Origin of the sequence: Bradyrhizobium sp. 930_D9_N1_4, assembly GCF_052076015.1 — a bacterium.
Taxonomy (GTDB): domain Bacteria; phylum Pseudomonadota; class Alphaproteobacteria; order Rhizobiales; family Xanthobacteraceae; genus Bradyrhizobium.
The window spans coordinates 4,906,629-4,930,805 of the sequence record NZ_CP197236.1 but is presented as its reverse complement, the minus strand read 5'-3'; the positions used below and the strand labels follow the sequence as shown (position 1 = coordinate 4,930,805).

Genomic DNA, 24,177 nt, shown 5'->3' with positions numbered 1-24,177 from the left:
CATGCCCCGCGTGCTCATTGTCGACGACCAGAAGGACGTCCGCGCCATGGTCGCGATCGTGCTTCGGGTCAACCATTATGACGTGATCGAGGCGGATAGCGGCGCGGCGGGCCTGAAGGCTTTCGGCGAGGGCGCTTTCGATGCCGCGATCGTCGATATTTTCCTGGCCGAGACCAGCGGCGTCGACGTCATGGTGGCCATCCGCGAGCAGGTTCCCGGGTTCCCGATCGTGGCTGTCTCCGGCATGACCGCGCTGGATTTCATGGTTGAGGCGCCGGATCTGGCCGACGTGGTGTGCCTGCAAAAGCCGTTTCGGCCGAACGATCTGCTGCAAGCGCTCCGGAAGGCCCAGGCCGCGGCGGGCGGCGAGCTCTCCGCAGCCGTCTGACCGCCCGGCAAAAGAAAACGCCCCGGCGAACCGGGGCGTTGGGATCGATCTGGCCAAATGGTCAGACATCCTGTCTCAAGTACCGTTGCCCTTGATCTCGGCGTAGCCGCCCTTGGCGTCCCATTTGTAGACGACGTAGTCGAGCTGCTTGATGTCGCCCTTGGCGTCATACTCGATCGGGCCGATCACGGTGTCCCACTTGCCGGCCTTGATCGCCGCCATAACCTTCTTGGCGTCCGTCGTGGCGGCCTTCTTTGCTGCCTGCGACCAGACCTGCATCGCCGCGTAGGTGTAGAGCGTATAGCCCTCGGGGTCGATGTTCTTGGCCTTGAAGGCGTCGACGATCTTCTTGGCGGTCGGCTTGTTGCGCGGATCGGGACCGAAGGTGAACAGCGTGCCTTCGCCGGCCGGGCCGGTGATGGAGGCGTATTCCTTGTCGGCGAGCGCGTCGCCGGCCATCAGGATGGTCTTGAGGCCCTGGTCACGCATCTGGCGCAGGATCAGGCCGCTCTCCTGATGGTAGCCGCCGACATAGACGAGGTCGATGTTGTCGCGCTTCAGGCGCGAGACGATCGCGTTGAAGTCCTTGTCGCCCTTGTTGTAGGACTCGTACATCTTCTCGGTGATGCCGGCCTTGTTGAGCGCCTTCTTGGTTTCATCGGCGAGACCCTTGCCGTAGGTGGTCTTGTCGTTGAGGATCGCGATGTTCTTGCCCTTGAAGTTCTTGGCGATGTACTGCGCCGCGACCAGGCCCTGTTGGTCGTCGCGGCCGCAGACGCGCGCCACGTTCCACAGGCCGCTATCGGTGAACTTCGGATTGGTCGAGGCCGGCGTGATCTGGAGCACGTTGCCGTCGGCATAGGCTTCGGATGCCGGGATCGACGACGACGAGCAATAGTGCCCGGCGACGAACGGAATCTTCGCGCTGGCGATCTTCTCGGCGACCGAGCGCGCCTGCTTCGGATCGCAGGCGTCGTCCTCGACGGTAAGCGCGAGCTTCTTGCCGTTGACGCCGCCGGCGGCGTTGATGTCAACCACGGCCATCTCGGCGCCGTTCTTCATCTGGCGGCCGAAGGCGGACTCGCCGCCGGTCATCGGGCCAGCGACTGCGACGGTGACATCCTGCGCGAACGCCGCGCTCGACAGCGCGATCGACGCGCCGAATGCCAGACCGATGAGCTTCAGTGATTTCATGAGATACCTCGCGGGTGGTCGCCTGTGGAAGTTGCCGGATACGCCCGGTCCAAACCGGCGCCATTCTTGAATGAATCTCGGGAGAAGTCACCGGCAAAATACGGGCATTGGCGGAGATATCTCGCCGCATTCGGCCGCACGTGCTCCGGCCTCGGGCAGGCTCAGCCGTGCCGGCCGCCTTCCAGGTAGGCGGCGCGAATCTCGGGGCGCTGCAGCAACTCGGCCCCGGTGCCCGCCAGCGTGATCAGGCCGTTGACCATGACGTAGCCGCGATGGGCGAGCTTGAGCGCATGGTTGGCGTTCTGCTCGACGATCAGCACGGTCAGGCCGTCCTGCCGGTTCAGGGTGCGGATCGCATCGAAAATCTGGCGCGCGATCAGCGGCGCCAGCCCGAGCGAGGGCTCGTCGAGCAGAAGCAGGCGGGGCCGGCTCATCAGGGCCCGGCCGATTGCCAGCATCTGCTGCTCGCCGCCCGACAGCGTTCCGCCGCGTTGGGCGTAGCGCTCCTTCAGGCGCGGAAACAGCGAGAACACGCGTTGCAGCGTGGCCTCGCGTTCCGCATCGGTGCATTCGGTGGCGTCCGCCCCCATCTGGAGGTTCTCGGCGACGCTCATGCGCGGGAAGATGCGCCGGCCTTCCGGCGATTGCGCGATGCGCAGATGCGCGATCTCGTGGGTGGGAACGTCGGTGATGTCGCGGCCTTCGTACAGGATCTGCCCCGAGCGGGCGCGCGGCTTGCCGAAGATCGTCATCATCAGCGTCGACTTGCCGGCGCCGTTGGCGCCGATCAGCGCCACGATCTCGCCGGCATTGATCTCGACGTCGACGCCTTTCAGCGCCTCGATCTTGCCATAGGCGGCGCGAAGGCTGCGGATCGCGAGCAGGGGCGTGGGCGACGTCACGACCCGCTCTCCATCACCGCTGCGGCTTCGTCCTCGTCGGTGCCGAGATAGGCCGCGATCACCTTGGGATCGTCGCGAACCTCGCGCGGCGAGCCTTCGGCGATCTTGACGCCATGGTCCATCACCACGATGTGGTCGGAAATCTCCATCACCACCGACATGTCATGCTCGATCAGCAGGATCGAGGTGCCGAGCTCGTTGCGGATCGAGAGCAGGAGTTCGCTGAGCGCAGCGCTCTCGCGCGCATTGAGGCCGGCGGCGGGCTCGTCCAGGCACAACAGCGCCGGCTCGGTGCACATCGCGCGCGCGATCTCGAGCCGGCGCTGGTCGCCATAGGCGAGATTGCCGGCGGCGTCGTCGGCCCGATCGAGCAGATTGATCCGCTTGAGCCAGTCGGTCGCCTGATCGATCGCGCGCTTTTCGGCCTCCCGGTAGACGGGGGCGCCGACAAGGCCCAGGAAGGTGAAGCCGGAGGCGCGCATCAGCGCGTTGTGCTGCGCCACCATCAGGTTTTCCAGCGCGGTCATGCCGGGAAACAGGCGGATGTTCTGGAAGGTGCGCGCCACCTTGGCCTGCTTGGCGATGCGGAAATCGTTCAGCCGCTCCAGCGCGATCACGTTGCCGTCGTCATGGGCGAGCCGAATGGCGCCGCCGGTCGGCTTGTAGAAACCGGTGATGCAGTTGAAGACGGTGGTCTTGCCGGCGCCGTTCGGTCCGATCAGCGCGGTGATCTTTTTCCGCTCGGCCGCAAACGACAGGTCCTGCACGGCGACGATGCCGCCGAAGCGCATGGTCAGCCGGTCGACAGCAAGAATCTTGTCGCTGATCTTGTCGCCGCTCATCCGTGCCCTTCCTTGACCAGGTCGGAGGAGATCGCCTTCGCCTTGGTCAGGTACACGGTCGGTGCGCGATGGCCGATCAGGCCGCGTGGCCGCCAGATCATGATCAGCACCATCGCCATGCCGAACACCAGCATGCGGTAGGTCTCGAGACTGCGAAACAGCTCGAAGCCGCCGATCATGGCGAGCGCTGCTAGCGCCACGCCGAGCTGCGAGCCCATGCCGCCGAGCACGACGATGGCGAGCACCAGCGCCGATTCCTGGAAGGTGAAGGATTCCGGGCTGATGAAGCCCTGGCGCGTCGCGAAGAACGCGCCGGCAAAGCCGCCGAACATGGCGCCGATCGCGAACGCCGTGAGCTTGGTGGTCGTGGTGTTGATGCCGAGCGCGCGGCAGGCGACCTCGTCTTCGCGGAGTGCCTCCCAGGCCCGGCCGATCGGCAGGCGTCGCAGCCGGATCGTCGCCCAGTTGGTGAGCAGCGCAAGTGCCAGGATCAGGTAGAACAGGAACACGATGCGGTGGGTCGGCGAGTATTCGATGCCGAGTTTTGCCGCCAGCCCGTTATCGCTGTTGTCGAGCGGAATGCCGAAGAAGGAGGGACGGGGAATGCCGGAGACGCCGTTGGGGCCGCCGGTGAGCTCCTGCCAGTTGATGATGACGAGGCGGATGATCTCGCCGAAGGCGAGCGTCACGATGGCGAGATAGTCGCCGCGCAGGCGCAGCACCGGGAAGCCGAGCAGCACGCCCCAGAACGCGGCGAGGATACCGGCGAGCGGCAGGCAGACCCAGAACGACCAGCCGAAATTGGTGGCAAGCAGCCCGTAGGAATAGGCGCCGACCGCATAGAAGGCGACGTAGCCGAGATCGAGCAGGCCCGCGAGCCCGACCACGACATTGAGGCCCCAGCCCAGCATGACATAGGTGAGCACGAGGATCGCGAGGTCGAGCATGTAGCGCTGGTCATAGAAGATCACAGGCACCAGCACAGTGAAGACGAGAAGTGCCGGCGCGAGGTAGCGGCCGATGAACGACATGCCGCTTTGCACCGCCGGGGGCACCAGCTTCTCGGCGCCGGACGAACCGATCCATTGCCTGAGCAGCTCGATCACGATCGAGCCGCCGAACACCGCGGCGACGAGGGAGGCGAGCTCGCCGAAGCGCGTCCAGTAGGTGAGCTGGCCGTCGGAGCCTGCCTCGGTGCGGATGCCGACCATCAGCGAGAACAGCACCAGTGCGATCAGTGCGTTGATGAAGGCTGTCTTCAGGAGACCAGGAATGCCCGTTGCAGATTTGGCCGAATGGGTCGGAGGAGTTGTCACGCGGGCCCGTCAGACTTTTTCGACTTCGGGACGGCCGAGCAGGCCGGTCGGCATGAAGATCAGCACCACGATCAGGATCGAGAACGCCGCGACGTCCTTGTACCCGACCGAGAAATAGGCCGACCAGAATGTCTCGATCAGGCCGATCGCGAGGCCGCCGAGCATGGCGCCGGGCAGCGAGCCGATGCCGCCGAGCACGGCTGCGGTAAACGCCTTGATGCCGGCGACGAAGCCCATGAAGAAATCGACCGTGCCGTAATAAAGCAGGTACATCAGGCCGGCGACCGCGGCGAGCGCCGCGCCGATCACGAACGTCATGGAGATGGTGCGATCGACGTCGACGCCCAGCAGTGCGGCCATGGTCTGGTCCTGCTCGCAGGCGCGCATGTCGCGCCCGAGCCGGGTCCGCGACACCAGCCAAGTGAAGAGGGCCAGCAGCACGACGGTGGTGACGACCACCATGATCTGAATGTTGGAGAGCTGGATGACGAAGCCGTCGTTGCTCTCATGCAGCGTGTAACCGCCGGTGATGAAGGGCGGGATCGGCTTGACGCGGGCGCCCTGCGCGACCTGCGAATAGTTGGTCAGCACGAAGGACATGCCGATCGCCGACAGCATCGGGGCCAGGCGGAAGGAATGCCGCAGCGGCCGGTAGGCGATGCGCTCGATGGTCCAGCCGTAAAGCGCGGTGATCGCCATCGACACCAGCAGCACGATCAGCAGGATCACGGGGATCGCGGTCAGGCCGGTCGAGACCAGCAGCAGGAAGGTAATCAGCGCGATGAAGCCGCCGATCATGAAGACATCGCCATGGGCGAAGTTGATCATGCCGACGATGCCGTAGACCATCGTGTAGCCGATGGCGATCAGGCCGTAGATCGAGCCCAGAACGAGACCGTTGATGAGCTGCTGGGCGAAATAATCCATGGGCTGCCGTTACCAAAACCTGACGCTGGCTCAAAGAGAGGTCTTCGAGAGAGATGTTGAGTTTCTTCTCGGGCCCCGGCAAGCCCTCAAGCATTCTTCCCGTTTTGTAACAGGAGGGAACTGGCCGCTGCAACTGGCCATGCCGCGGCACAACGGCTTGTACAGAGGTCATTTGGTTACGGCTGTCACCGGTTCCCGCAGGTTAGAGGAACTTGGTTCCGCACAGCAACCAAAACGGATGCCGGCTGTTGGTTTTCCTCTGACGTCCAACAAGGGAGTTTCCCAATGACGAAGCAGCAGAGCCAAAATCCGGGCCAGCAGGGCCAGAATCCCGGTCAGCAGCAGGGCGGCGGTCAGAAGCCCGGCCAGCAGCAGCAGGACCCGCAGCGTCAGGGCGACAAGCCCGGCCAGCAGCAGGGTGGCCAGCACGGTCAGGACAACAAGTAGATTTGGGAGCCCAGGAATGAATCCTGGTCCTTGAGATTGGCCCCGCCGAAAGGCGGGGCCTTTTCCTTGCCCACACGCGTCAATCGGCCGGTTAAGGTAAACAAAGGGTTTAAATTGCCGCCACAGTCTGATGCGAGTTAGCTCCCCGCAAAGCCTTCCCAGCGAAGGCGCGAGGCAGGCGAAGCGGGAAGCGGCATGTTCAGGAATTGGCGGATCGGCTCGGTCAACGGCGCGCTGCTGGCGGCCTATTTCATCCCGGCCTGGACGCTGGTCGCCTTCAACATCATGGTCGCGCCCGTGCACGGCCTCTACGAGCGGCCGAGCGTCGCAGTCGCGCTGTACCTGAGCGACCATCTCCAGATGGCGGGGATGGACACGGTCCGCGCTGCCTGGCTGCTGGCGCTGGGACGGGCAACCGCGGTGACGTTCTTCGCGATCCATCTCGTGCTGCTGTGCATTCCTCGGACCCGCAAGAACGGTGGCAGCGACGAGGCGCTCGGCATTGCACTGGCAATCGGCATTATCATCTCGTTTGCGAGCATGCTGATGGCCTCGAAGGTCGGCGAGCTGGCCGCGCTACGGCTGCACGCCACCGAGCTGCTGCTGCTGCTCGGTGCGGCCATCGTGGTGGTGATCGAACGGCCTGACGCCGCACCAAAGACCGTCGAGGCAACTCCGCCGCTAGGCCTTGAGCAGGCCGAGCTCCTGCACAATCGCTGAGGCTTCCTTGACGGCGTGGTTCGCCGCCGGCACGCCGCAATAGATCGCCTGCTGAAGCAGAATTTCCTTGATGTCGTCGGGTGTGAAGCCGCCCTCGGCAAGCGCCGCACGCACATGCAGGCGGAATTCGTCCCATTGCCCGAGCGCGACCATGGTGCCGATCACCAGCACCCGTCGCGTGCGTTCGTCGAAATGCGGCCGGGTCCAGATCTCGCCCCAGGCATAGCGCGTGATCATGTCCTGGAAGTCGGTGTTGAACGCATTGCGGTTCGCGATCGATTTGTCGACCCAGGCATTGCCCAGCACTTTTCGGCGTACGCTCATGCCGCCATCGCGGCGCTTCTGGTCGTCCATGTTTCTTTCCTCCTCTCCGTCATTGCGAGCGTAGCGAAGCAATCCAGAATCTTTCCGCGGAGGCAGTCTGGATTGCTTCGTCGCTACGCTCCTCGCAATGACGGCCGTGGTTAGCGCTGCGTCAGGAACCCCACCACCGCGTCGGTGAACGCATGCGGCTGCTCGACATTGGAAATGTGCGCGGCGTCGATGATGGTCATGCTGGCGCCGGGAATGTTGGAGCGGATCAGCTCGCCTGCCGAGATCGGGGTTGCCATGTCATGGCGGCCGGCGATGACAAGCGTGGGGCTTTTGATCTTGGGCAGCAGCGCGCGCTGGTCGAGCGTGGAAAGCGCCTCGCAGCAGGCGAGATAGCCCTCGACGGGAGTGGCGAGCAGCATCGATTTCATCCTGGCCGTGATGTCGGGCTCGCGCTCGCGGAAATCCTGCGTCAGCCAGCCCGCGACGACCGCATCGGCGACAGCGGCGATGCCGCCCTTCTTCACGGCGTCGATGCGCTCCAACCATTTGGTCGGTTCGGCGTAATAGCAGGAGGTGTTGGCGAGAATGAGCTTGCCGAAACGTTCCGGCGCGTTCGCACCCAGCCATTGCCCGACCATGCCGCCCATCGACAGGCCGCACCAGTGCACCTTCTCGATGTTGAGGTCGTCCAGGATCGCCAGCACGTCGCGGCCGAAACGCTCCAGCGTGTAGGGAGCGGGCGGCACGTTCGATTTGCCGTGGCCGCGGCGGTCGTAGCGGATGACGCGGAATATCTGCGTCAGCGCCTTCATCTGCGGCTCCCACATCTGCAGCGTGCAGCCGAGCGAATTCGACAGCATCAGCGTGGGTCCGCCGTCGCGGCCCTCGACGGAGACGTTGATCAGGCAACCGTCGGCATCGATCATGGGCATGCGGCGTCTCCGTCGTATCTTATTCGCGGTCGAGGCTGTCGAGCAGCCGGTCGATCAGGGCTTGGGAAGCCCCTTGATAGGCCATCGGCTCGAACAATGCCGCAATTTTTTCCGGCGTCAGATGCGCGGTGACCTGCGTATCGGCGGCGAGAATGTCGCGCAGATGCTTCTTCTCGGCGACCGCGCGCTTGCTGGCGGCTTCGACGAGATGATGCGCATCGCTCTTGCCGATCTTGTCGGCCAGCGCAAAGGTGACCGCTTCCGCCATGATCAGGCCGTGGGTCGCATCGAGATTGCTGCGCATCCGCGCGGCATCGACGTCAAGGCCCTCCGCGATGTCGACGATGGCGGCGAGGGCGCCAGAAGTCACCAGCATCAGTTGCGGCAGCGTCGGCCATTCCGCATGCCACGGCCCGGCGCTGCGCTCATGGTCCTGCACTTGGGCTGCAAAAATCGTCGCGGCGAGTTGCGGGGCCATGGTCGCGCAGCCCAGCGCGCTCGCGGCCGCAACCGGGTTGCGCTTGTGCGGCATGGTCGAGGAGCCACCGCGGCCTTCGCCGGCGGGCTCGAACGCTTCGCCAACATCGGTCTGCATCATCAGCGAGACGTCGCGCGCGATCTTGCCGCAGCTACCAGTGAGAATCGCGAAGGCCGATGCGGCCTCGGCGATCCGGTCGCGATGGGTGTGCCAGGGCGCTTCCGGCAGTGGCAGGTTGAGCCCCTGCGCCAGCCGTTCGGCGACCGCGAGGCCCTTGTCGCCGAGTGCGGCAAGCGTGCCGGCGGCACCGCCGAATTGCAGCGCCAGGCCTTCGCTGCGCAGACGCCGCAGACGGCAGCGGGCGCGGGCGAGGCTCGAGGCATATTCGGCGGCCTTCAGCCCGAACGGCATCGGCAGCGCGTGCTGGAGCCAGGTCCGTGCCACCATCGCCGTGTTGCGGTGGTTGCGCGCCAGCGCGGCAAAACCCTTGATGGCGCGGCCGAGGTCGGCGTCCAGCGCATCGATGCCGGCGCGAAGCGTGAGCATGGTCGCGGTGTCGATGACGTCCTGGCTGGTCGCGCCCCAATGCACATACCGCGCGGCCTCGGCGTCGGCCTTCGCGACATTGGCGGTCAGCGCCTTGACCAGGGGAATCGCGAGGTTGCCGGACCGTGTCGCGGCCTCGGCAAGGGCGGCCATGTCGAAGGAATCGGCCTGGCAGGCGGCTTCGATCGGGCCAATGGCGGACGCGGGAATCACGTCCGTGGCGGCCTCGGCCCTGGCCAGGGCTGCCTCGAAATCGAGCATGTTCTGGAGCGTAGACCGGTCGTCGCAGACGGCGCGCATGGCTGCGCTGGACAGCATCGGCGCGAGCAGGGGGGAGAGGGCTGTGCTCATGTTGCGCGGGACCTAATCACCATGGCCCGGCTCTGCCAATCCCAAACCATCACCGCAAGCTTTTTGCAGGTGCGAATATGCATTGCACGTGACCGGGTGCCACCCTTTCCTTTGCCGCCTTCGTGCGTTACTTGAGCAGAATTATAGTAATGCGATCCGGGAGGCACCCCATGGCCATGACGATGAACGGCGAAGTCCAGCTTGCGGCGCCGCGCGAGGCCGTGTGGGAGAAGCTCAACAATCCCGAGGTGCTCAAAGCCTGCATCCCCGGCTGCGAGGAGCTGGAGCGGACCGACGACGGCGGTTTCCGCGCGACCGCGAAAATGAAGGTCGGGCCGGTGTCGGCGCGCTTCAAGGGCAAGGTCACCTTGAGCGATCTCGACCCGCCGAACGGCTACAAGATCTCCGGTGAGGGCGAGGGCGGGGTGGCCGGATTCGCCAAGGGCGGTGCGGTGGTCAAGCTCGCGGAGAAGGACGGCGGCACGCTTCTGTCCTATGAGGTCGAGGCCCAGATCGGCGGCAAGTTGGCGCAGCTCGGCCAGCGCCTGATCAACGGCACCGCCAAGAAGCTGGCCGACGAATTTTTTTCGAATTTCGTCAAGGCGGTACAGGGCTGAACACTATGGCCTTTCGGCATGGCGCCTTGCGCCCCGGGCGATGTTGCCCCCGGGCATAATGGCCCATATGATAGGTTGGAATAATTATAAGAAAGAACCGCTTCGACGGGACCCGTCGGGGCGCTGATAGAGAGTGCTTATGGCAAAAATCTCCCTCATCGTGAACGGCAATCCTGTTACGGCCAACGTCGATCCCCGCACCCTCCTGGTGCAGTTCCTGCGCGAGAATCTGCGCCTGACCGGCACCCATGTCGGCTGCGACACCTCGCAGTGCGGCGCCTGCGTCGTGCATCTCGACGGCAAGGCCGTGAAATCCTGCACCACGCTGGCCGTGATGGCCGACGGCCACGAGGTCAAGACGATTGAAGGGTTGGCCGCCGACGGCGCACCGCTGCATCCGATGCAGGAAGCCTTCCGCGAGCACCATGGCCTTCAGTGCGGCTTCTGCACGCCCGGCATGATCATGACCGCGATCGACATCGTCCATCGCAAGGGCAACGAGCTCGACGACCATACGATCCGGGAAGAACTGGAAGGCAATCTGTGCCGCTGCACCGGCTACCAGAACATCGTCGCCTCGATCTCCGCCGGCGCCAAGGCGATGGCGAAATCCGATCTCGCCTAACCCGCGCACGCATCCCGCGATCAGGACATTCAGATGTACGAATTCAAATATCATCGCCCCGGGACCGTGCGGCAGGCCGCCAACCTCCTGGTGAAGAACGAGGACGCCAAGCTGGTGGCCGGCGGCCACACGCTGATTCCGGTCATGAAGCAGCGCCTTGCAAGCCCGCCGCATCTGGTCGACCTCTCCCATATCGAGGGGCTCAACACGATCGAGATGAAGGGCCGCGCGCTCGTGATCGGCGCCACCGCCAAGCATGCCGAGGTCGCAGGCTCCGCGATTGTCGGTGAGGCCATTCCGGCGCTGGCCAATCTCGCCGGCCAGATCGGCGATCCCGCCGTGCGCCATAAGGGCACGATCGGCGGCTCGCTCGCCAACAACGATCCGACCGCGGATTATCCGGCGGCGGTGCTAGCGCTCGGCGCCACCATCGTCACCAACAAGCGCCGCCTCAAGGCGGAAGAGTATTTCCAGGGTCTGTTCACGACGGCGCTGGAAGCCGACGAGATCATCACCAAGGTGATGTTCCCGCTGCCGAAGAAGGCGGCCTACATCAAGTTCCGCAACCAGGCCTCGCGCTATGCGCTGGTCGGCGTGTTCGTGGCGCGCCGTCCGTCGGACGTGCGCGTTACGGTCACGGGCGCGGGATCTGACGGCGTGTTCCGCGTCACGGCATTCGAGGAAGCCCTGAAGAAGCGTTTCGCTTCCAAGGCGATCGAAGGCATCGAGGTGCCCGCGGACGGCCTCAACAGCGACATCCACGGCAGCGCCGAATACCGCGCGCATCTCATCGGCGTGCTGACCCGGCGCGCGCTCGATGCCGCCAACGCCAAGGAGTGAGTGAACCTCACGCCTCGGCCAAACTTGTCCCCGGTGAGGGCGTAGCGAGACTGGCTTTTTCATGACTTCAGCTACCCTGCCGGCATCGGTCGATGCGATGCTCGAACTTCTGACATCGAGCGGCTATCTCGCCGAGCGGTCGCTGGCCACGGTGACCTATCTGTCGCTGCGCATGGGCCGGCCGCTGTTCCTCGAGGGTGAAGCCGGCGTCGGCAAGACCGAGATCGCAAAAGTGCTGTCGGCGGCGCTGGGGCGGAAGTTGATCCGCCTGCAGTGCTACGAGGGCCTCGACGTCTCCTCCGCGGTCTACGAGTGGAACAGCGCCGCGCAGATGATCGCGATCCGGATGGCGGAAGCCGCCGGCGACACCGATCGCGACCAGCTTTCATCCGACATCTTTGCCGACCGCTACATGATCAAGCGGCCGCTGCTGCAGGCGCTGGAGCCTGACGTCGCGGGACCACCGGTGCTGCTGATCGACGAACTCGATCGCGCGGACGAGGCGTTCGAGGCGTATCTGCTCGAAATCCTCAGCGACTTCCAGGTGACCATCCCCGAATTCGGCACCGTGAAGGCGCCGGCCCCGCCAATCGTCATCATCACCTCCAACCGCACCCGCGAGATCCACGACGCGCTGAAGCGGCGCTGCCTGTATCACTGGGTGGATTATCCCGCCGCCGAGCGCGAGCTCGCGATCGTCAAGTCGCGCGTGCCCGGCATTTCCGCAAAGCTGTCGCAGCAGGTCGTGCGCTTCGTGCAGGCGCTGCGCAACCAGGACTTCTACAAGTCGCCGGGCGTTGCCGAGACCATCGACTGGGCCACGGCTTTGTCGGAGCTCGATGCCCGCTCGCTGACGCCGCAAGTGGTCGGTGACACGCTGGGCGCGCTGCTCAAGTACCAGGACGACATCACCCGCATGCAGGGCGACACCCTGCAAAAGGTGCTGAAGGAAGCGACGAGCGATTAGCCGTCATTCCGGGGCGCGCGCAGCGCGAACCCGGAATCCATTGTGCAGCGGTGACGGTGGATGAATGGATTCCGGGCTCGCGCCAAGAGGCGCGCCCCGGAATGACGAGGGGATGGATACGAGACCATGGCCATCAACCACCTTGCGCCCGAGCAGACCGAGCAGTTCGCCGACAACATCGTCGGCTTCGCCCGTGCGCTGCGCTCCGCCGGCATGCCGGTGGGCCCGGGCGCTGTCATCGATGCCATGAACGCGCTGCAGGTGATCGACATCGGCAACCGCGCCGACGTCTTCACCACGCTGGAGGCGATCTTCGTCAAGCGTCATGAGCATGCGCTGATCTTCAGGCAGGCCTTCAACCTGTTCTTCCGTGCCTCGGAAGAGTGGAAGCACATGCTGGATTCGGTGCCGCTGCCGGAGCAGGCCAAGAAGAAGCCGCAGGCGGGCTCCCGCCGCGTGCAGGAGGCAATGTCGCAGCCGCGGATGACGGAGACACCGCAGCATCAGGAGCAGGATCTGCGTCTGTCCGTCTCCGACAAGGAAATCCTTCAGAAGAAGGATTTTGCGCAGATGAGCGCGGCGGAGATCACCGAGGCGCTGCGTGCCATCGAGCGGATGCGGCTGCCGCAGGCCGAGCTTCTGACACGCCGGCACCGGCCCGATCCCCATGGCCTGCGCATCGATTTGCGCCGCACGTTGCGCGCGTCCTTGCGGACCGGCGGCGAGATCATCGACATCCATCGCCTCGGACGGATCGAGAAGCCTGCGCCGATCGTAGCCCTGCTCGATATCTCGGGATCGATGAGCGAGTATACCCGCCTGTTTCTGCATTTCCTCCATGCCGTCGGCGACGCCCGCAAACGCGTCTCGGTGTTCCTGTTCGGCACGCGGTTGACCAACGTGACCCGCGCGCTGCGCCAGCGCGACCCCGACGAGGCGCTGGCAAGCTGCTCGGCCTCGGTCGAGGACTGGGCCGGCGGCACAAGGATCTCGGCCTCGCTGCACAACTTCAACAAATTGTGGGCGCGGCGGGTGCTGAGCCAGGGCGCGATCGTGCTGCTGATCTCCGACGGGCTGGAGCGGGAGGCCGATTCCAAGCTCGCCTTCGAGATGGACCGGCTGCACCGGTCCTGCCGCCGGCTGATCTGGCTCAACCCGCTGCTGCGGTTCGGCGGCTTCGAGGCCAAGGCCCAGGGCATCAAAATGATGCTCCCGCACGTTGACGAATTCCGCCCCGTGCATAATTTGAGTTCAATTCACGAGCTGATCAGCACGCTCTCCCGGCCGCTGCCGCCGCATCACCGCAGCCTGATCCGCTCCGCAGCCTGAGAGGCAAAACCATGCTCGATCGTGACGAGGATATCCTGAAGGCGGCGGAGGACTGGCAGAAGGCCGGCCGTGGCGTCGCGCTGGCCACCGTCGTGGAGACCTGGGGCTCGGCTCCGCGCCCGGCGGGCTCGAGCCTCGTCATCAACGACGAGGGCACGTTCCTGGGCTCGGTCTCCGGCGGCTGCGTCGAGGGCGCCGTGGTCACCGAGGCCATGGACGTGATCCAGAGCGGCAAACCGCGGATGCTGGAGTTCGGCGTCGCCGACGAGACCGCCTGGAATGTCGGGCTCTCCTGCGGCGGCACCATCCGCGTCTTCGTCGAGAAGGTCGGCTAGAAGTGAAGCTCGCAATCCTGCACGAACTCAACGTCGAACGCGCCGCGCGCCGGGCGGCGATTCTGGTGACCGACACCGAGAGCGGCGAGCAACGGCTGGTGAAGGCTGCGGATTTTGCCAAGGACCCGCTGCGCACTGAGCTGGACAAGCAGCTTCGCATGGGCAAGAGCGGCAATGTGGAGGCCGCCGGCAAAAAACTGTTCCTCAACGTCTACGCGCCGACCGCAAAGCTCGTCATCGTCGGCGCGGTCCATATCAGCCAGGCCCTGGCGCCGCTGGCGCGCTCGCTCGGCTATGACGTCACGGTAGTCGATCCCCGCACGGCCTTTGCAAGCCCCGAGCGCTTCCCGGACATTCCGCTGGTCGCCGAATGGCCCGACACGGCGCTGCCGCCACTCAACGTCGATGCCTACACGGCTTTCGTCGCGGTGACGCACGATCCCAAGATCGACGATCCTGCGCTGCTGCATGCCTTCGCGCGCAACTGCTTCTATATCGGGGCGCTGGGCTCGCGGAAGACGCACGCCAAGCGCGGCGACCGGCTGCGGGCGCAAGGCGCCAAGGATAGCGACATCGCGCGCATCCACGCGCCCATTGGCCTTGCGATCGGCGCGGTCTCGCCGTCCGAGATCGCGGTGTCGATCATGGCCGAGATCACGGCGGTGCTCCGCCTGCCACCAAAAGAAAAAGAAGAAGCGGCATGAAATTTGGACCGGCGAGCCCCAGGGATGCGATCGGCGGGGTGACCGTCCACACCCTGCGCCAGGGACCGCTGGTGCTGAAGAAGGGCACGACCATCGGCCCGGCCGAGGTCGAGTCGCTGGAGCGCGCCGGCATCAAGGACGTCGTCGTGGTGCGGATGGAGGCGGGCGACGTCTCCGAGGACGTCGCGGCCGCCAGCATCGCGCTGGCCGTCGGCGGCGCGGGCATCGATGTCGAGCGCGCCTTCACCGGCCGTGCGAACCTGTTCGCCGCAAGTCCGGGCGTGCTGGTGATCGACCGCGCCGCGGTCGACCGCATCAACAACATCGACGAGGCCATCACCTTTGCAACGCTCGCAGCCTACAAGCCGGTGGTCGAGGGCGAGATGGTCGGCACCGTCAAGATCATTCCGTTCGGCGTCGAGGGAGATTTGCGCGATGCCGCAGTGAAGGCGGCGGGCAAGGACGTGCTCAGAATAGCGCCCTACGTCATCAAGCGCGTCGGCATCGTCTCGACGCTGCTGCCGGGTCTGTCGTTGAAGGTGATCGACAAGACGCTGCGCGTCACCGCCGAGCGGCTCGCGCCGGCGGGCGCCGGCATCATCGCCGAGCGGCGGGTGCAGCACGACGAGCACGCCTTATCGGCGGCAATCAAGGAGTTGCTCGGCTTAGGGGCCGAGCTTGTCATCGTGTTCGGCGCCTCCGCGATCGCTGATCGCCGCGACGTCATTCCGGCGGCGGTCACGGGCATCGGCGGCGAGATCGAGCATTTCGGCATGCCGGTCGATCCCGGCAATCTCCTGCTGATCGCGCGCGCCGGCGGCGTGCCGGTGCTGGGCGCGCCGGGCTGCGCGCGCTCGCCGGTCGAGAACGGTTTTGACTGGGTGCTGATGCGGCTGCTCGCCGGCATCAAGGTGACGCGCTCCGAGCTGATGGGCATGGGCGTCGGCGGCCTCCTGATGGAGATCGTGACGCGGCCGCAGCCGCGGGCAAAACCCGAGACCGAAGGCAACAGGCAGGTTGCCGCCATCGTGCTCGCGGCGGGTCGCTCGACCCGGATGGGCGGGCCGAACAAGCTGCTCGCCGAGCTCGACGGCAAGAAGCTGGTGCGGATCGCGACCGAGCAGGCGCTGGCTTCAAAAGCATCCGAGGTCATCGTCGTCACCGGCCATCAGACCGAACTGGTCGAGCAGGCGCTGCAAGGCCTGAAGGTGCGCTTCGTCAAGAATCCCGATTTTGCCGGCGGCATCGCAAGCTCGGTCAAGGCAGGCATCGCGGCCGTGCCTGACACATGCGATGGCGCCGTCGTTTGCCTCGGCGACATGCCGCTGATCGACGCTGGCCTGATCGACCGTCTCATCGACGGTTTTGCGCCGGATCGCGGCAATCTCATTGTCGTGCCCGTAGCCGAGGGCCGCCGCGGCAATCCCGTGCTGTGGTCGCGCCGCTTCTTCCAGGAATTGATGACACTCGACGGCGACGTCGGCGCGCGCCATCTGATCGCCAGGCACACAGAGGCGGTGGCCGAAGTGCCGGTGGATGGCGAGAGTGCTTTCCTGGATATCGACACGCCGCAGGCCTTGGAAGCGGCACGACGCGGGTGACGGTGCCGTAGCTGCGTAGGGTGGATTAGCTGTAGGCGTAATCCACCACTGTGTCTCGGCGGAAACAAAAGAGGTGGATTACGCCAGCGGACTGCGCTTCGCGCAGCCGCGGGCTAATCCACCCTACGACACCTCCCGAACCTCCTGATTTCAACGCCCCGTTCACCAACTGGAAACGGTCCCTCGCTTAGAGTCTCTTCCACCTGCCTTGGGGGGAGGGGTTTTTCCATGGCTTCGAACGTCGTCGCGCGCCGCTGCGCGATGTTTTTCTTTGCGCTGTCGGTCTGTGTGGCCGGCGCCCGTTACATCACCGAAGCCCATGCCGCCGGCGCGATTGCCGTCGGCAAGTGCGGCGCTTATGGCCAGGCTTTTGACTATGGCGCCGAGCGCGAGGCCCGCGCCGCGGCGCAGAAGCAGTGCAAGGGCGATTGCACGACCGTGACGATGAAGCGCGCCTGCGCGGCGATGTCGGTCGATCTGTCCAATCCTTGCGGCGCCTATGGCTATGCCGTGAAGCCGAAGATCTCGGCGACGCTCAATGCCGCCACGCGCGAATGCTACAAATACGGCGGCAAGGAATGCGTAATCCGCGCCTGGGCCTGCGACGCGAAGGGATAATTCTTCGAACGCTGATTTCTCTTGCTGTCATTCCGGGGCGCTGCTTAGCATTGCGTCAGGAATGACATTCGAGGAATTGCATGCAGTTCGACACCAAGATCGCCATCGTGATCCGCACCGATCTTCAGGCCTGGCAGAAGCTCAACGTTGCGGCCTTTCTCACCAGCGGCATTGCGGCTGCGTTTCCCGATTGTATCGGCGAGCCCTATGAAGACGCCTCGGGTACGAAGTACCTGTCGCTGATCGGCCAGCCGATCCTGATCTACGGCGCCGACGGGCCGGCACTGTCGCGCGCGCTCGACCGTGCGCTGACGCGCAACGTGAAACCGGCGGTCTATACCGAGGACATGTTCAAGACCACGCATGACGCCGCCAATCGCGAGGCGGTGAGAGCGGTGGCGCGCACCGATCTCAATCTCGTCGGTATCGCCATGCGCACCGAGCGCAAGGTGATCGACAAGATCGTCGACGGGTTGAAGTTTCATAGCTAGTGGGCGCACGCGACAGCCCCACGTCGTCATTGCGAGCGCAGCGAAGCAATCCAGAATCTTCCCCCGGAGGCTTTCTGGATTGCTTCGTCGCTTCGCTCCTCGCAATGACGGAGTGTGTGGCTAACCCGGCGGCATCCCTGCAAACTTGGGCAGCTCCGGATCAAGCCGATCCCACTCATGCCCACGCGCGGCATATGTCACCACCTGCGGCTTGTAGCGGGCGGGCTCGTCGAGGCTGGCGGCACGGATGGTGAAGATGTCGGGCATGGCGGCGAAGGTCAGGTAGACCGGCACGCCACACTGGGTGCAGAAGCCGCGCGTCTTCACATTGCCGCTGTCACCGACCATGTCCCAGTGTTTGGCATCGCCCGTCAGCGTAACGCCTGCGCGCGCGAACGTCATGTACGAGCCGTGGCCGCTGCCGCTTTCACGCTGGCAGTCCCGGCACTGGCAGTGATTGCTGAACAGCGGCTCGCTGGTGATCGCATAGCGGATCGCGCCGCAGGCGCAGCCGCCGGTAAAGGGTTTTGTCATCGCGATAACTCCTCACTTTTCGCCGCTGATGTCGTCGAGCTGCCTGACGACCTTCTTCCAGCCGCCGCTCATGATCGTGTAGGCACTCTCGTTCCGCGGCAGGACGAAGCCCGCGTGCACGAGGCGGATCCGGGTGCCGGCCTCGACCGGGGCGAGGGACCATGTCACGACGGTGTCGAGCGGTGCGCCGTAACCGGTGTTGCGTTCGTCGCCGCCTTTCCAGGCATAGACGAGGCGGCTGTTGGCCACGACCTCGAGAACGCGGCAATGGATGACGCCGTCCCAATTGCCGCCCGGCGTGGTCTGGAATGTGAAGGCCGTGCCTTCGACGGCCTCAAAACCGGTCGGCTGCATCAGCCAGCGCGCGATCAGTTGCGCGTTGGTCAGCGCCTTCCAGATCGTTTCGGGCGCGTGAGGGAAGACCTCGTCGATGACGATGTCCTGCTTTTTGTCTTGGGTCTCGGCTTTCAACGCGGCTGCACTCACGGTTCGATCTCCTTCAAGAGGTCACGCAGGTTCTGGAAGCGCTCGCGCCAGAACACGCCGTAATGGTCCATCCAGGTGACCAGCGGCTCGAGTCCTTCAGGCGCGGCGCGGTAATAGACGTTGCGGCCCTCGGCGCGCTCGGCAACGAGGCCGGCCTGCTTGAGGGACTTCAGGTGCTGCGAGATCGCACCCTGGGTGACGCCGCTGCCGCGGGTCAGCTCGGCGACGCTGATTTCCTTGCTCTCGAACACGCGCTCGAACACCGCACGGCGGGTTGGATCGGCGAGGGCGCGCATGACGGTGGTGATGGGGTTTGGGACGGCTTCGATCATGACGATTAAATTAGTCGCTGCTAATGCATTAGTCAATGCTAATTCGATTTGCGATGGGTATGCGTCGCTGTCTTGACTGTGACTGACCGGTCAGTCATAAATTGACGATGACGAAAAAGCCAACCAAAGCCACCCCGTCCGCAGCTCGCGCCGACGCGAAGGCACCTGCGCCCGGAAGCCGTGAAAAGGCGCCGGCCTCGAACCGCGCCACGCGCGCAGCAGAACGGCGCGCGGCGATCGTGGAGGCGGCGATGGAGGAGTTCATCGCGCGCGGTTTTGCCGCGACGCGACTCGACGACATTGCCAAGCGCGCCGGCGTGGCGAAGGGCACGATCTACCTGCACTTCAAAGACAAGGAATCGATGTTTGAGGAGCTGGTGCGCACGGTGATCGTGCCCGTGGTGGCGAAGCTGAACGCGCTGCCGCCGCCGACGGGGTCGGTGCGCGATCTCGTCGAGGCCTTCGCCAACAATTTCCTGAAAGAGGTGATCGGCACCAGGCGCGGCGATCTCGTGCGCCTGATCGTGGCGGAGGGGCCGCGCTTTCCATCCGTCTCCGATTTCTACTACCGTGAGGTCGTCTCGCGCGGGATCGCCGGGATGCGCGCGCTGATCGAGCTCGGCATTGCCCGGGGCGAGATCCGCGAGAAGGACCTCGCGCGCTATCCCCAGATCCTGGTCGCGCCCGCGATGATCGCGGTGATCTGGCAGAGCCTGTTTGCGCGGCACGCGCCGCTCGACGCGCAAGACATGCTGCGCGTCCATCTCGATCTGATTTTTGGCGAACGGAGGACGACATGAGGTCGATCTCTCACCTCATCCTGAGGAGCGCGGCACGCGCGTCTCGAAGGATGCAGGCCCGACTGTGGCTCCTCGCCCCTCGAGACGCTGCTTCGCAGCTCCTCAGGGTGAGGGAGATACAGCAATATCTGCCGCGCCTTTGTTCAATCGCGGTTCTTGTCCTCGCAACAGCACTTGCCGGCTGCAAGGAAAAGCGCGATCCCGGTTTCCAGGGCTGGGTCGAGGCCGACATGATCTATGTCAGCCCGGATGAAGCAGGCCGGGTGACGAAGCTCAGCGTCCGCGAAGGCGACGAGGTCAAGGTCGGCGACCAGATCTATTCCGTCGACGACGATCTGCAGCTCGCCGATCTCAACCAGAACAAGGCGACGCTCGCGAACGCGCAGCAGACCTATGACCGCGCGGCCTCGCTGAGCAAGACCGGTTCGGGCACGCAGGCCAATCTCGACTCCGCCGTGTCGTCCTTGCGCGTGGCCGAAGCGCGCGTCGCGACGTCGGAGACGCGGATGGCGCGTCGCAAGGGCTTCGCGCCTGTTGCCGGCACCATTCAGCAGATCTATTTCCGCGAGGGCGAGATGGTGGCGGCGCAGCGGCCCGTGCTCTCGATCATGCCGCCCGGCAACATGAAGTTGCGCTTCTTCGTGCCGGAGACCGAGCTGCCGAAGCTTGCGATCGGCGACACCGTGCGCATCGCCTGCGACAATTGCGCGGCCGACCTCACCGCGAAGATCTATTTCATCGCGACCTCGGCCGAATACACCCCGCCTGTGATTTACAGCCTCGAGGAACGCAACAAGCTTGTCTATCTCATCCAGGCGCGGCCCTCAAGGCCCGATGCCCTGCGGGTCGGACAACCGATCGACGTCTATCTCAATCCAAAAACGCCGGTGGCGGACAAGCGATGAACGGCGGCAATGGCATCGCGATCGACGTCAAGGGCCTGACCAAGTCGTTCGGCGGCCGCGAGGTCGTGCACGATCTGTCGATGCAGGTGAAGCGCGGCTCGATCTACGGCTTCCTCGGGCCGAACGGCTCGGGCAAGACCACCACCATCCGCATCCTCTGTGGCCTGCTGACGCCCGACAGCGGCGAGGGCACCTGCCTCGGCTACGACATCCGGCGCGACGCCGACAAGATCAAGCGCCAGGTCGGCTACATGACGCAGCGGTTCAGCCTGTATCAGGACCTCTCGGTGCGCGAGAACCTCGAATTTGTCGCGCGGCTCTATGGCCTCGACGATGCGCGCGGCGCCGCGCGCGACATGATCAAGCGGCTTGGGCTCTCGGGCCGCGAAGAGCAGCTCGCGGGCGAGCTTTCCGGCGGCTGGAAGCAGCGGCTGGCGCTGGGGGCATGCACGCTGCCGAGTCCAAAATTGCTGCTGCTGGACGAGCCCACCGCCGGCGTCGATCCGAAGGCGCGGCGCGATTTCTGGAACGAGATCCACGCGCTCGCGGCCGAGGGGCTCACCGTCCTGGTCTCGACCCACTACATGGACGAGGCCGAGCGCTGCCACGAGATCGCTTATATCGCCTACGGCCATTTGCTCACGCATGGCACGGTGGAGGAGGTGATCGCGGGATCGGCGCTGACGACCTACACGGTCACAGGCGACGACCTGAACGAGCTCACGGCCGCGCTCACCGGCAAACCTGGCGTGGACATGGTGGCGCCGTTCGGCACGTCCTTGCACGTTTCGGGGCGCGACGTCGCCGCGCTCGAAGCCAGCATTGCGCCGTGGCGCGACAGAAGCAGCCTGCATTGGCACAAATCCTCGCCGTCGCTGGAGGACGTGTTCATCGAGCTGATGAGCCGATCCAAGGACAATTTCCAATGAGCGCCGCCAATCGATCGGTCTCGGCGCACGAAATCCGGGAACGTTTCGGCTTCTGGAAGCGCTCCTATGCGATGCTGATCAAGGAGTTCATCCAGCTCAAGCGCGACCGCGTTTCGTTCGCGATGATCGTGATGCTGCCGGTGATGCAGTTGTTATTGTTCGGCTATGCCATCAACACCACGCCGCACAATCTGCCGACCGCAGTGCTGCTCCAGGAGGATTCGGATCTCGCCCGCTCGGTGCTGAAGGCGCTGGAGAACACCAAATATTTCCGCTTCGTCCAGGAGGTGCATGACATCGACGATTTCGACAACCTGCTGAAATCCGGCAAGGTGCTGTTTGGTGTCGAGATCCCGCGCGGCTTCGAGCGGGCGGTCCGGCGCGGCGACAGGCCGGCGCTGCTGGTCGCGGCCGATGCCACCGACCCCGTGGCGGCGAGCGCCGCGCTCGGCTCGCTCGGCATGATCGTGCAGACGGCTCTCAAGCACGATCTCTACATCGGCGATCCCCCGGACATGCCGTTCGAGATCCGCGCCCATGCCCGCTACAACCCGGCCGCGTCCTCCAGCCTCAACATCGTGCCGGGCCTCGTCGGCACCATCCTCACCATGACCATGCTGATCTTCACCGCGCTCTCGGTCACGCGCGAGGTCGAGCGCGGCACCATGGAGGCTCTCCTGTCGATGCCGATCAAGCCGGTCGAGGTGATGTTCGGCAAGATCATCCCTTACGTGCTGGTCGGCTTCGTCCAGGCCTTCCTCATCATCGGGATCGGCGTGCTCCTGTTCGGCGTGCCGATATTGGGTAATCTGTTCCTGCTCGCGCTGCTGTCGACGCTGTTCATCGCCACCAACCTCTCGATCGGCTACACGATCTCGACGCTGGTGCAGAACCAGCTTCAGGCCATGCAGATGTCGATGATGTTCTTCCTGCCGAGCATTTTGCTGTCCGGCTTCATGTTTCCGTTCGCCGGCATGCCGGCCTGGGCGCAATATTTCGGCGAGTGCCTGCCGTTGACGCATTATCTGCGGATCGTCCGCGCCATCATGCTGAAGGGGGCGACGATGCAGAATTTGCGTTTCGACGCGCTGGCGCTGGCGATCCTGATGCTGGTCGCCATGACCATCGCCGTGACGCGCTTCCGCCGCACGCTGGATTGAGGCACAATGCCCCCGGAATCGAGGGGTGGAATGGCCAGGTTTGCGAGCAGGAAGGCGCGGCAGCATGCCGTGCTGTCGGAGGATTTCGAGCGCGAGCTGACGCGGGAGGTCTTGCGCACCGAGCTGTTGCGGGTGCGGACCCTGATCATCACTGGCTGCGTCATGGTCTTGTTCCTGACCGCGACCTTCCTGATCGATCCTGCTCTGGTGAACCGGGTCTGGCGCGGGACGGAGGGCCTCGTCCGCGAATATGTCCTTCTGGGAGGCTTCATTCTCTTCGAGGTCTGGGTCCACAGCCAGATCAGGCGAAACCTCAAGCTCGATCGCGACCTGCCGGTGATCCGGCGCTATATCGGCGCCCTTATCGAAACGTCGCTGCCGACGATCATCCTGATCCTGCAGATCCACAGCATGGGCGCGAGCCAGGCGCTCGGTTTCGTGTTGCCGCTGGTCTATTTCATCTTCGTCATTCTTTCGACGCTGCGGCTCGATTTCTGGCTGTCCACCTTCACGGGATTCGTGGCCGCAGCCGAACTCCTGGCCGTCGCGCTATATTACAATTCGGCTAGCGACACCGGCGAGCCCCTGATCTATTTCCACGCCGTGCGCAGCACCATCATTCTGATCTGCGGCGTGCTGGCGGGCGCAGTCGGCGCACAGTTGCGGCGCCAGTTTGCCGCGAGCATTGCCGCAGCGACCGCGCGCGACCGCGTGACGAATCTGTTCGGCCAGCACGTCTCGCCGCAGGTGGTGGAACAGCTGATGGCGGCGGGGACGAGCGCGGCCGGCGATCTCCGTCGCGTCGCGGTCATGTTCGTCGATTTCCGCGGCTTTACCGCCGGCGCGCAGACGCGCACGCCGCAGGAGGTAGTGGATCGGCTCGACGGTGCCTTCGCCGTGCTGGTCGACATCCTCGACCGCGAGGGCGGCATCGTGAACAAGTTTCTCGGCGACGGCTTTCTCGCGCTGTTCGGCGCGCCGCTGGAAGCCTCCGACGCCGCGCATCGCGCGGTCGCCGCGGGCCGCGGGATGCTGGCCGCGATGGATCGCATCAACGCGGAAACCAGCTGGCCGCTGCGTATCGGCATCGGCATCCATTTCGGCGAGGTCGTTGCCGGCAATATCGGTTCGCCTCGCCGCAAGGAGTACACGGTGATCGGCGACACCGTGAACTTCGCTTCGCGGCTGGAGGCGTTGAACAAGGAGTTCGGCACGCAGCTTCTCATTTCGGCGTCCGTTCGCGAAGCACTCGGCAACGACGGCGACGATGCCGTTGCGCTCGGCGAGGTCGCGGTGCGCGGCTATGAGAGGCCGGTTGCGGTCTTTCAATTGGGGTAACGCGTCTTCAAGTCCGAGTCGCGTTTCGTTGAAGCCAGTCGCGCTGCGTTGAACACGCGTGATGAACGATCTCTGCTAGCTTTCAGGTCTCGCACAGTGGAAGCCGAAACATCTCGGTTTCCGTTTGCAATCCGGAGAAAGCCAATGACCCGAATGACCCTTGTTGCGGCCGCCCTGATCGCTGCCGCTGTCACCCAGACGCAGGCCG

Annotated in this window: 29 protein-coding genes; 18 read left to right on the top strand and 11 right to left on the bottom strand. The window is 64.8% G+C overall.

The genetic code is table 11. From position 1 onward, the window contains the following. Position 1 precedes the first annotated feature (1 nt). A complete protein-coding gene (locus AB7532_RS23515) occupies positions 2-388 on the top strand; it encodes a response regulator (RefSeq protein ID WP_441237078.1) in 387 nt (128 codons plus the stop codon). A 75-nt stretch (positions 389-463) separates the two neighbouring features. On the opposite strand, the gene AB7532_RS23510 is transcribed toward AB7532_RS23515, so the two are convergent. From AB7532_RS23510 to AB7532_RS23490, 5 genes are all read right to left on the bottom strand, one after another. Next, positions 464-1,582 (bottom strand): branched-chain amino acid ABC transporter substrate-binding protein, encoded by a 1,119-nt coding sequence (locus AB7532_RS23510; protein WP_441237077.1) that lies wholly within the window; start codon positions 1,580-1,582, stop codon positions 464-466. A gap of 161 nt (positions 1,583-1,743) precedes the next feature. Further along, positions 1,744-2,484 (bottom strand): ABC transporter ATP-binding protein, encoded by a 741-nt coding sequence (locus tag AB7532_RS23505; RefSeq protein WP_441237076.1) that lies wholly within the window; start codon positions 2,482-2,484, stop codon positions 1,744-1,746. Further along, positions 2,481-3,326, bottom strand: coding sequence for an ABC transporter ATP-binding protein (locus AB7532_RS23500; RefSeq protein ID WP_441237075.1), 846 nt, complete (start codon positions 3,324-3,326; stop codon positions 2,481-2,483). The genes AB7532_RS23505 and AB7532_RS23500 overlap by 4 nt, the downstream gene beginning before the upstream one ends. Further along, on the bottom strand, positions 3,323-4,642 hold the full coding sequence (gene livM / locus AB7532_RS23495) for a high-affinity branched-chain amino acid ABC transporter permease LivM (RefSeq protein ID WP_441237074.1): 1,320 nt from the start codon (positions 4,640-4,642) through the stop codon (positions 3,323-3,325). Before livM ends, AB7532_RS23500 begins: the two co-directional genes overlap by 4 nt. A 9-nt stretch (positions 4,643-4,651) precedes the next feature. Further along, the gene (locus tag AB7532_RS23490) at positions 4,652-5,569 is read right to left on the bottom strand and encodes an ABC transporter permease subunit (protein WP_441237073.1); all 918 of its coding nucleotides are present in this window, start codon (positions 5,567-5,569) and stop codon (positions 4,652-4,654) included. Positions 5,570-5,854: 285 nt separating this feature from the next. Between AB7532_RS23490 and AB7532_RS23485 the strand changes: the two genes are divergently transcribed. Beyond that, positions 5,855-6,016 carry a hypothetical protein gene (locus tag AB7532_RS23485; RefSeq protein WP_441237072.1) on the top strand — a complete coding sequence of 54 codons (162 nt, stop codon included), beginning with the start codon at positions 5,855-5,857 and terminating at the stop codon, positions 6,014-6,016. A 195-nt stretch (positions 6,017-6,211) separates the two neighbouring features. Next, the gene (locus tag AB7532_RS23480; protein WP_441237071.1) at positions 6,212-6,736 is read left to right on the top strand and encodes a hypothetical protein; all 525 of its coding nucleotides are present in this window, start codon (positions 6,212-6,214) and stop codon (positions 6,734-6,736) included. On the opposite strand, the gene AB7532_RS23475 is transcribed toward AB7532_RS23480, so the two are convergent. The 3 genes from AB7532_RS23475 to AB7532_RS23465 all read right to left on the bottom strand — a co-directional run bounded on the left by AB7532_RS23475 (position 6,698) and on the right by AB7532_RS23465 (position 9,358). Further along, positions 6,698-7,090, bottom strand: a complete 393-nt coding sequence (locus tag AB7532_RS23475; protein ID WP_441237070.1) for a carboxymuconolactone decarboxylase family protein — start codon at positions 7,088-7,090, stop codon at positions 6,698-6,700. The two genes, AB7532_RS23480 and AB7532_RS23475, sit on opposite strands and share 39 nt — an antisense overlap. Positions 7,091-7,200: 110 nt before the next feature. Then, positions 7,201-7,983 carry a 3-oxoadipate enol-lactonase gene (gene pcaD / locus AB7532_RS23470; protein ID WP_441237069.1) on the bottom strand — a complete coding sequence of 261 codons (783 nt, stop codon included), beginning with the start codon at positions 7,981-7,983 and terminating at the stop codon, positions 7,201-7,203. Positions 7,984-8,002: 19 nt separating this feature from the next. Continuing rightward, positions 8,003-9,358, bottom strand: coding sequence for a 3-carboxy-cis,cis-muconate cycloisomerase (locus AB7532_RS23465; RefSeq protein ID WP_441237068.1), 1,356 nt, complete (start codon positions 9,356-9,358; stop codon positions 8,003-8,005). Between the two features lie 170 nt (positions 9,359-9,528). Here AB7532_RS23465 and AB7532_RS23460 point away from each other — a divergent pair, with 170 nt between their 5' ends. The 10 genes from AB7532_RS23460 to AB7532_RS23415 all read left to right on the top strand — a co-directional run bounded on the left by AB7532_RS23460 (position 9,529) and on the right by AB7532_RS23415 (position 17,485). Then, positions 9,529-9,975, top strand: a complete 447-nt coding sequence (locus AB7532_RS23460) for an SRPBCC family protein (RefSeq protein WP_441237067.1) — start codon at positions 9,529-9,531, stop codon at positions 9,973-9,975. A 139-nt stretch (positions 9,976-10,114) separates the two neighbouring features. Continuing rightward, the gene (locus tag AB7532_RS23455; RefSeq protein ID WP_008137528.1) at positions 10,115-10,600 is read left to right on the top strand and encodes a (2Fe-2S)-binding protein; all 486 of its coding nucleotides are present in this window, start codon (positions 10,115-10,117) and stop codon (positions 10,598-10,600) included. A 33-nt stretch (positions 10,601-10,633) separates the two neighbouring features. Next, complete coding sequence (locus tag AB7532_RS23450) at positions 10,634-11,440, top strand: FAD binding domain-containing protein (RefSeq protein ID WP_441237066.1); 807 nt, start codon at positions 10,634-10,636, stop codon at positions 11,438-11,440. A 61-nt stretch (positions 11,441-11,501) separates the two neighbouring features. Beyond that, on the top strand, positions 11,502-12,407 hold the full coding sequence (locus tag AB7532_RS23445; RefSeq protein WP_441237065.1) for an AAA family ATPase: 906 nt from the start codon (positions 11,502-11,504) through the stop codon (positions 12,405-12,407). 126 nt (positions 12,408-12,533) lie between these two features. After that, on the top strand, positions 12,534-13,736 hold the full coding sequence (locus tag AB7532_RS23440) for a vWA domain-containing protein (RefSeq protein WP_441237064.1): 1,203 nt from the start codon (positions 12,534-12,536) through the stop codon (positions 13,734-13,736). A gap of 11 nt (positions 13,737-13,747) precedes the next feature. Next, the gene (locus AB7532_RS23435) at positions 13,748-14,071 is read left to right on the top strand and encodes an XdhC family protein (RefSeq protein ID WP_007602422.1); all 324 of its coding nucleotides are present in this window, start codon (positions 13,748-13,750) and stop codon (positions 14,069-14,071) included. Positions 14,072-14,073: 2 nt separating this feature from the next. Further along, a complete protein-coding gene (locus AB7532_RS23430; RefSeq protein ID WP_441237063.1) occupies positions 14,074-14,775 on the top strand; it encodes an XdhC family protein in 702 nt (233 codons plus the stop codon). Further along, positions 14,772-16,376, top strand: coding sequence for an NTP transferase domain-containing protein (locus tag AB7532_RS23425; protein ID WP_441237062.1), 1,605 nt, complete (start codon positions 14,772-14,774; stop codon positions 16,374-16,376). The genes AB7532_RS23430 and AB7532_RS23425 overlap by 4 nt, the downstream gene beginning before the upstream one ends. Before the next feature lie 228 nt (positions 16,377-16,604). Next, positions 16,605-16,994: a DUF4189 domain-containing protein gene (locus AB7532_RS23420; RefSeq protein ID WP_441237061.1), complete on the top strand. Its 390-nt coding sequence runs from the start codon at positions 16,605-16,607 to the stop codon at positions 16,992-16,994. A gap of 80 nt (positions 16,995-17,074) precedes the next feature. Next, the gene (locus AB7532_RS23415) at positions 17,075-17,485 is read left to right on the top strand and encodes a DUF2000 family protein (RefSeq protein ID WP_441237060.1); all 411 of its coding nucleotides are present in this window, start codon (positions 17,075-17,077) and stop codon (positions 17,483-17,485) included. 120 nt (positions 17,486-17,605) lie between these two features. On the opposite strand, the gene AB7532_RS23410 is transcribed toward AB7532_RS23415, so the two are convergent. Genes AB7532_RS23410 through AB7532_RS23400 form a run of 3 tightly spaced genes read right to left on the bottom strand, consistent with a single transcriptional unit; the run spans position 17,606 to position 18,837 of the window. After that, positions 17,606-18,019: a GFA family protein gene (locus AB7532_RS23410; RefSeq protein WP_441237059.1), complete on the bottom strand. Its 414-nt coding sequence runs from the start codon at positions 18,017-18,019 to the stop codon at positions 17,606-17,608. Between the two features lie 12 nt (positions 18,020-18,031). Next, on the bottom strand, positions 18,032-18,505 hold the full coding sequence (locus tag AB7532_RS23405) for an SRPBCC family protein (RefSeq protein WP_441237058.1): 474 nt from the start codon (positions 18,503-18,505) through the stop codon (positions 18,032-18,034). Then, a complete protein-coding gene (locus tag AB7532_RS23400) occupies positions 18,502-18,837 on the bottom strand; it encodes an ArsR/SmtB family transcription factor (protein WP_441237057.1) in 336 nt (111 codons plus the stop codon). The genes AB7532_RS23405 and AB7532_RS23400 overlap by 4 nt, the downstream gene beginning before the upstream one ends. Positions 18,838-18,944: 107 nt before the next feature. On the opposite strand from AB7532_RS23400, the gene AB7532_RS23395 reads away from it, so the two are divergent. From AB7532_RS23395 to AB7532_RS23375, 5 genes are read left to right on the top strand one after another with little or no spacing between them, the layout of a single operon-like run. Next, positions 18,945-19,637: a TetR/AcrR family transcriptional regulator gene (locus AB7532_RS23395; protein WP_441237056.1), complete on the top strand. Its 693-nt coding sequence runs from the start codon at positions 18,945-18,947 to the stop codon at positions 19,635-19,637. After that, complete coding sequence (locus AB7532_RS23390) at positions 19,634-20,542, top strand: HlyD family secretion protein (RefSeq protein WP_441237055.1); 909 nt, start codon at positions 19,634-19,636, stop codon at positions 20,540-20,542. Before AB7532_RS23395 ends, AB7532_RS23390 begins: the two co-directional genes overlap by 4 nt. Next, a complete protein-coding gene (locus AB7532_RS23385; protein ID WP_441237054.1) occupies positions 20,539-21,471 on the top strand; it encodes an ABC transporter ATP-binding protein in 933 nt (310 codons plus the stop codon). Before AB7532_RS23390 ends, AB7532_RS23385 begins: the two co-directional genes overlap by 4 nt. Beyond that, positions 21,468-22,631, top strand: coding sequence for an ABC transporter permease (locus AB7532_RS23380; protein ID WP_441237053.1), 1,164 nt, complete (start codon positions 21,468-21,470; stop codon positions 22,629-22,631). The genes AB7532_RS23385 and AB7532_RS23380 overlap by 4 nt, the downstream gene beginning before the upstream one ends. A gap of 30 nt (positions 22,632-22,661) precedes the next feature. Beyond that, on the top strand, positions 22,662-23,969 hold the full coding sequence (locus AB7532_RS23375) for an adenylate/guanylate cyclase domain-containing protein (protein WP_441237052.1): 1,308 nt from the start codon (positions 22,662-22,664) through the stop codon (positions 23,967-23,969). Positions 23,970-24,177: the final 208 nt, after the last annotated feature.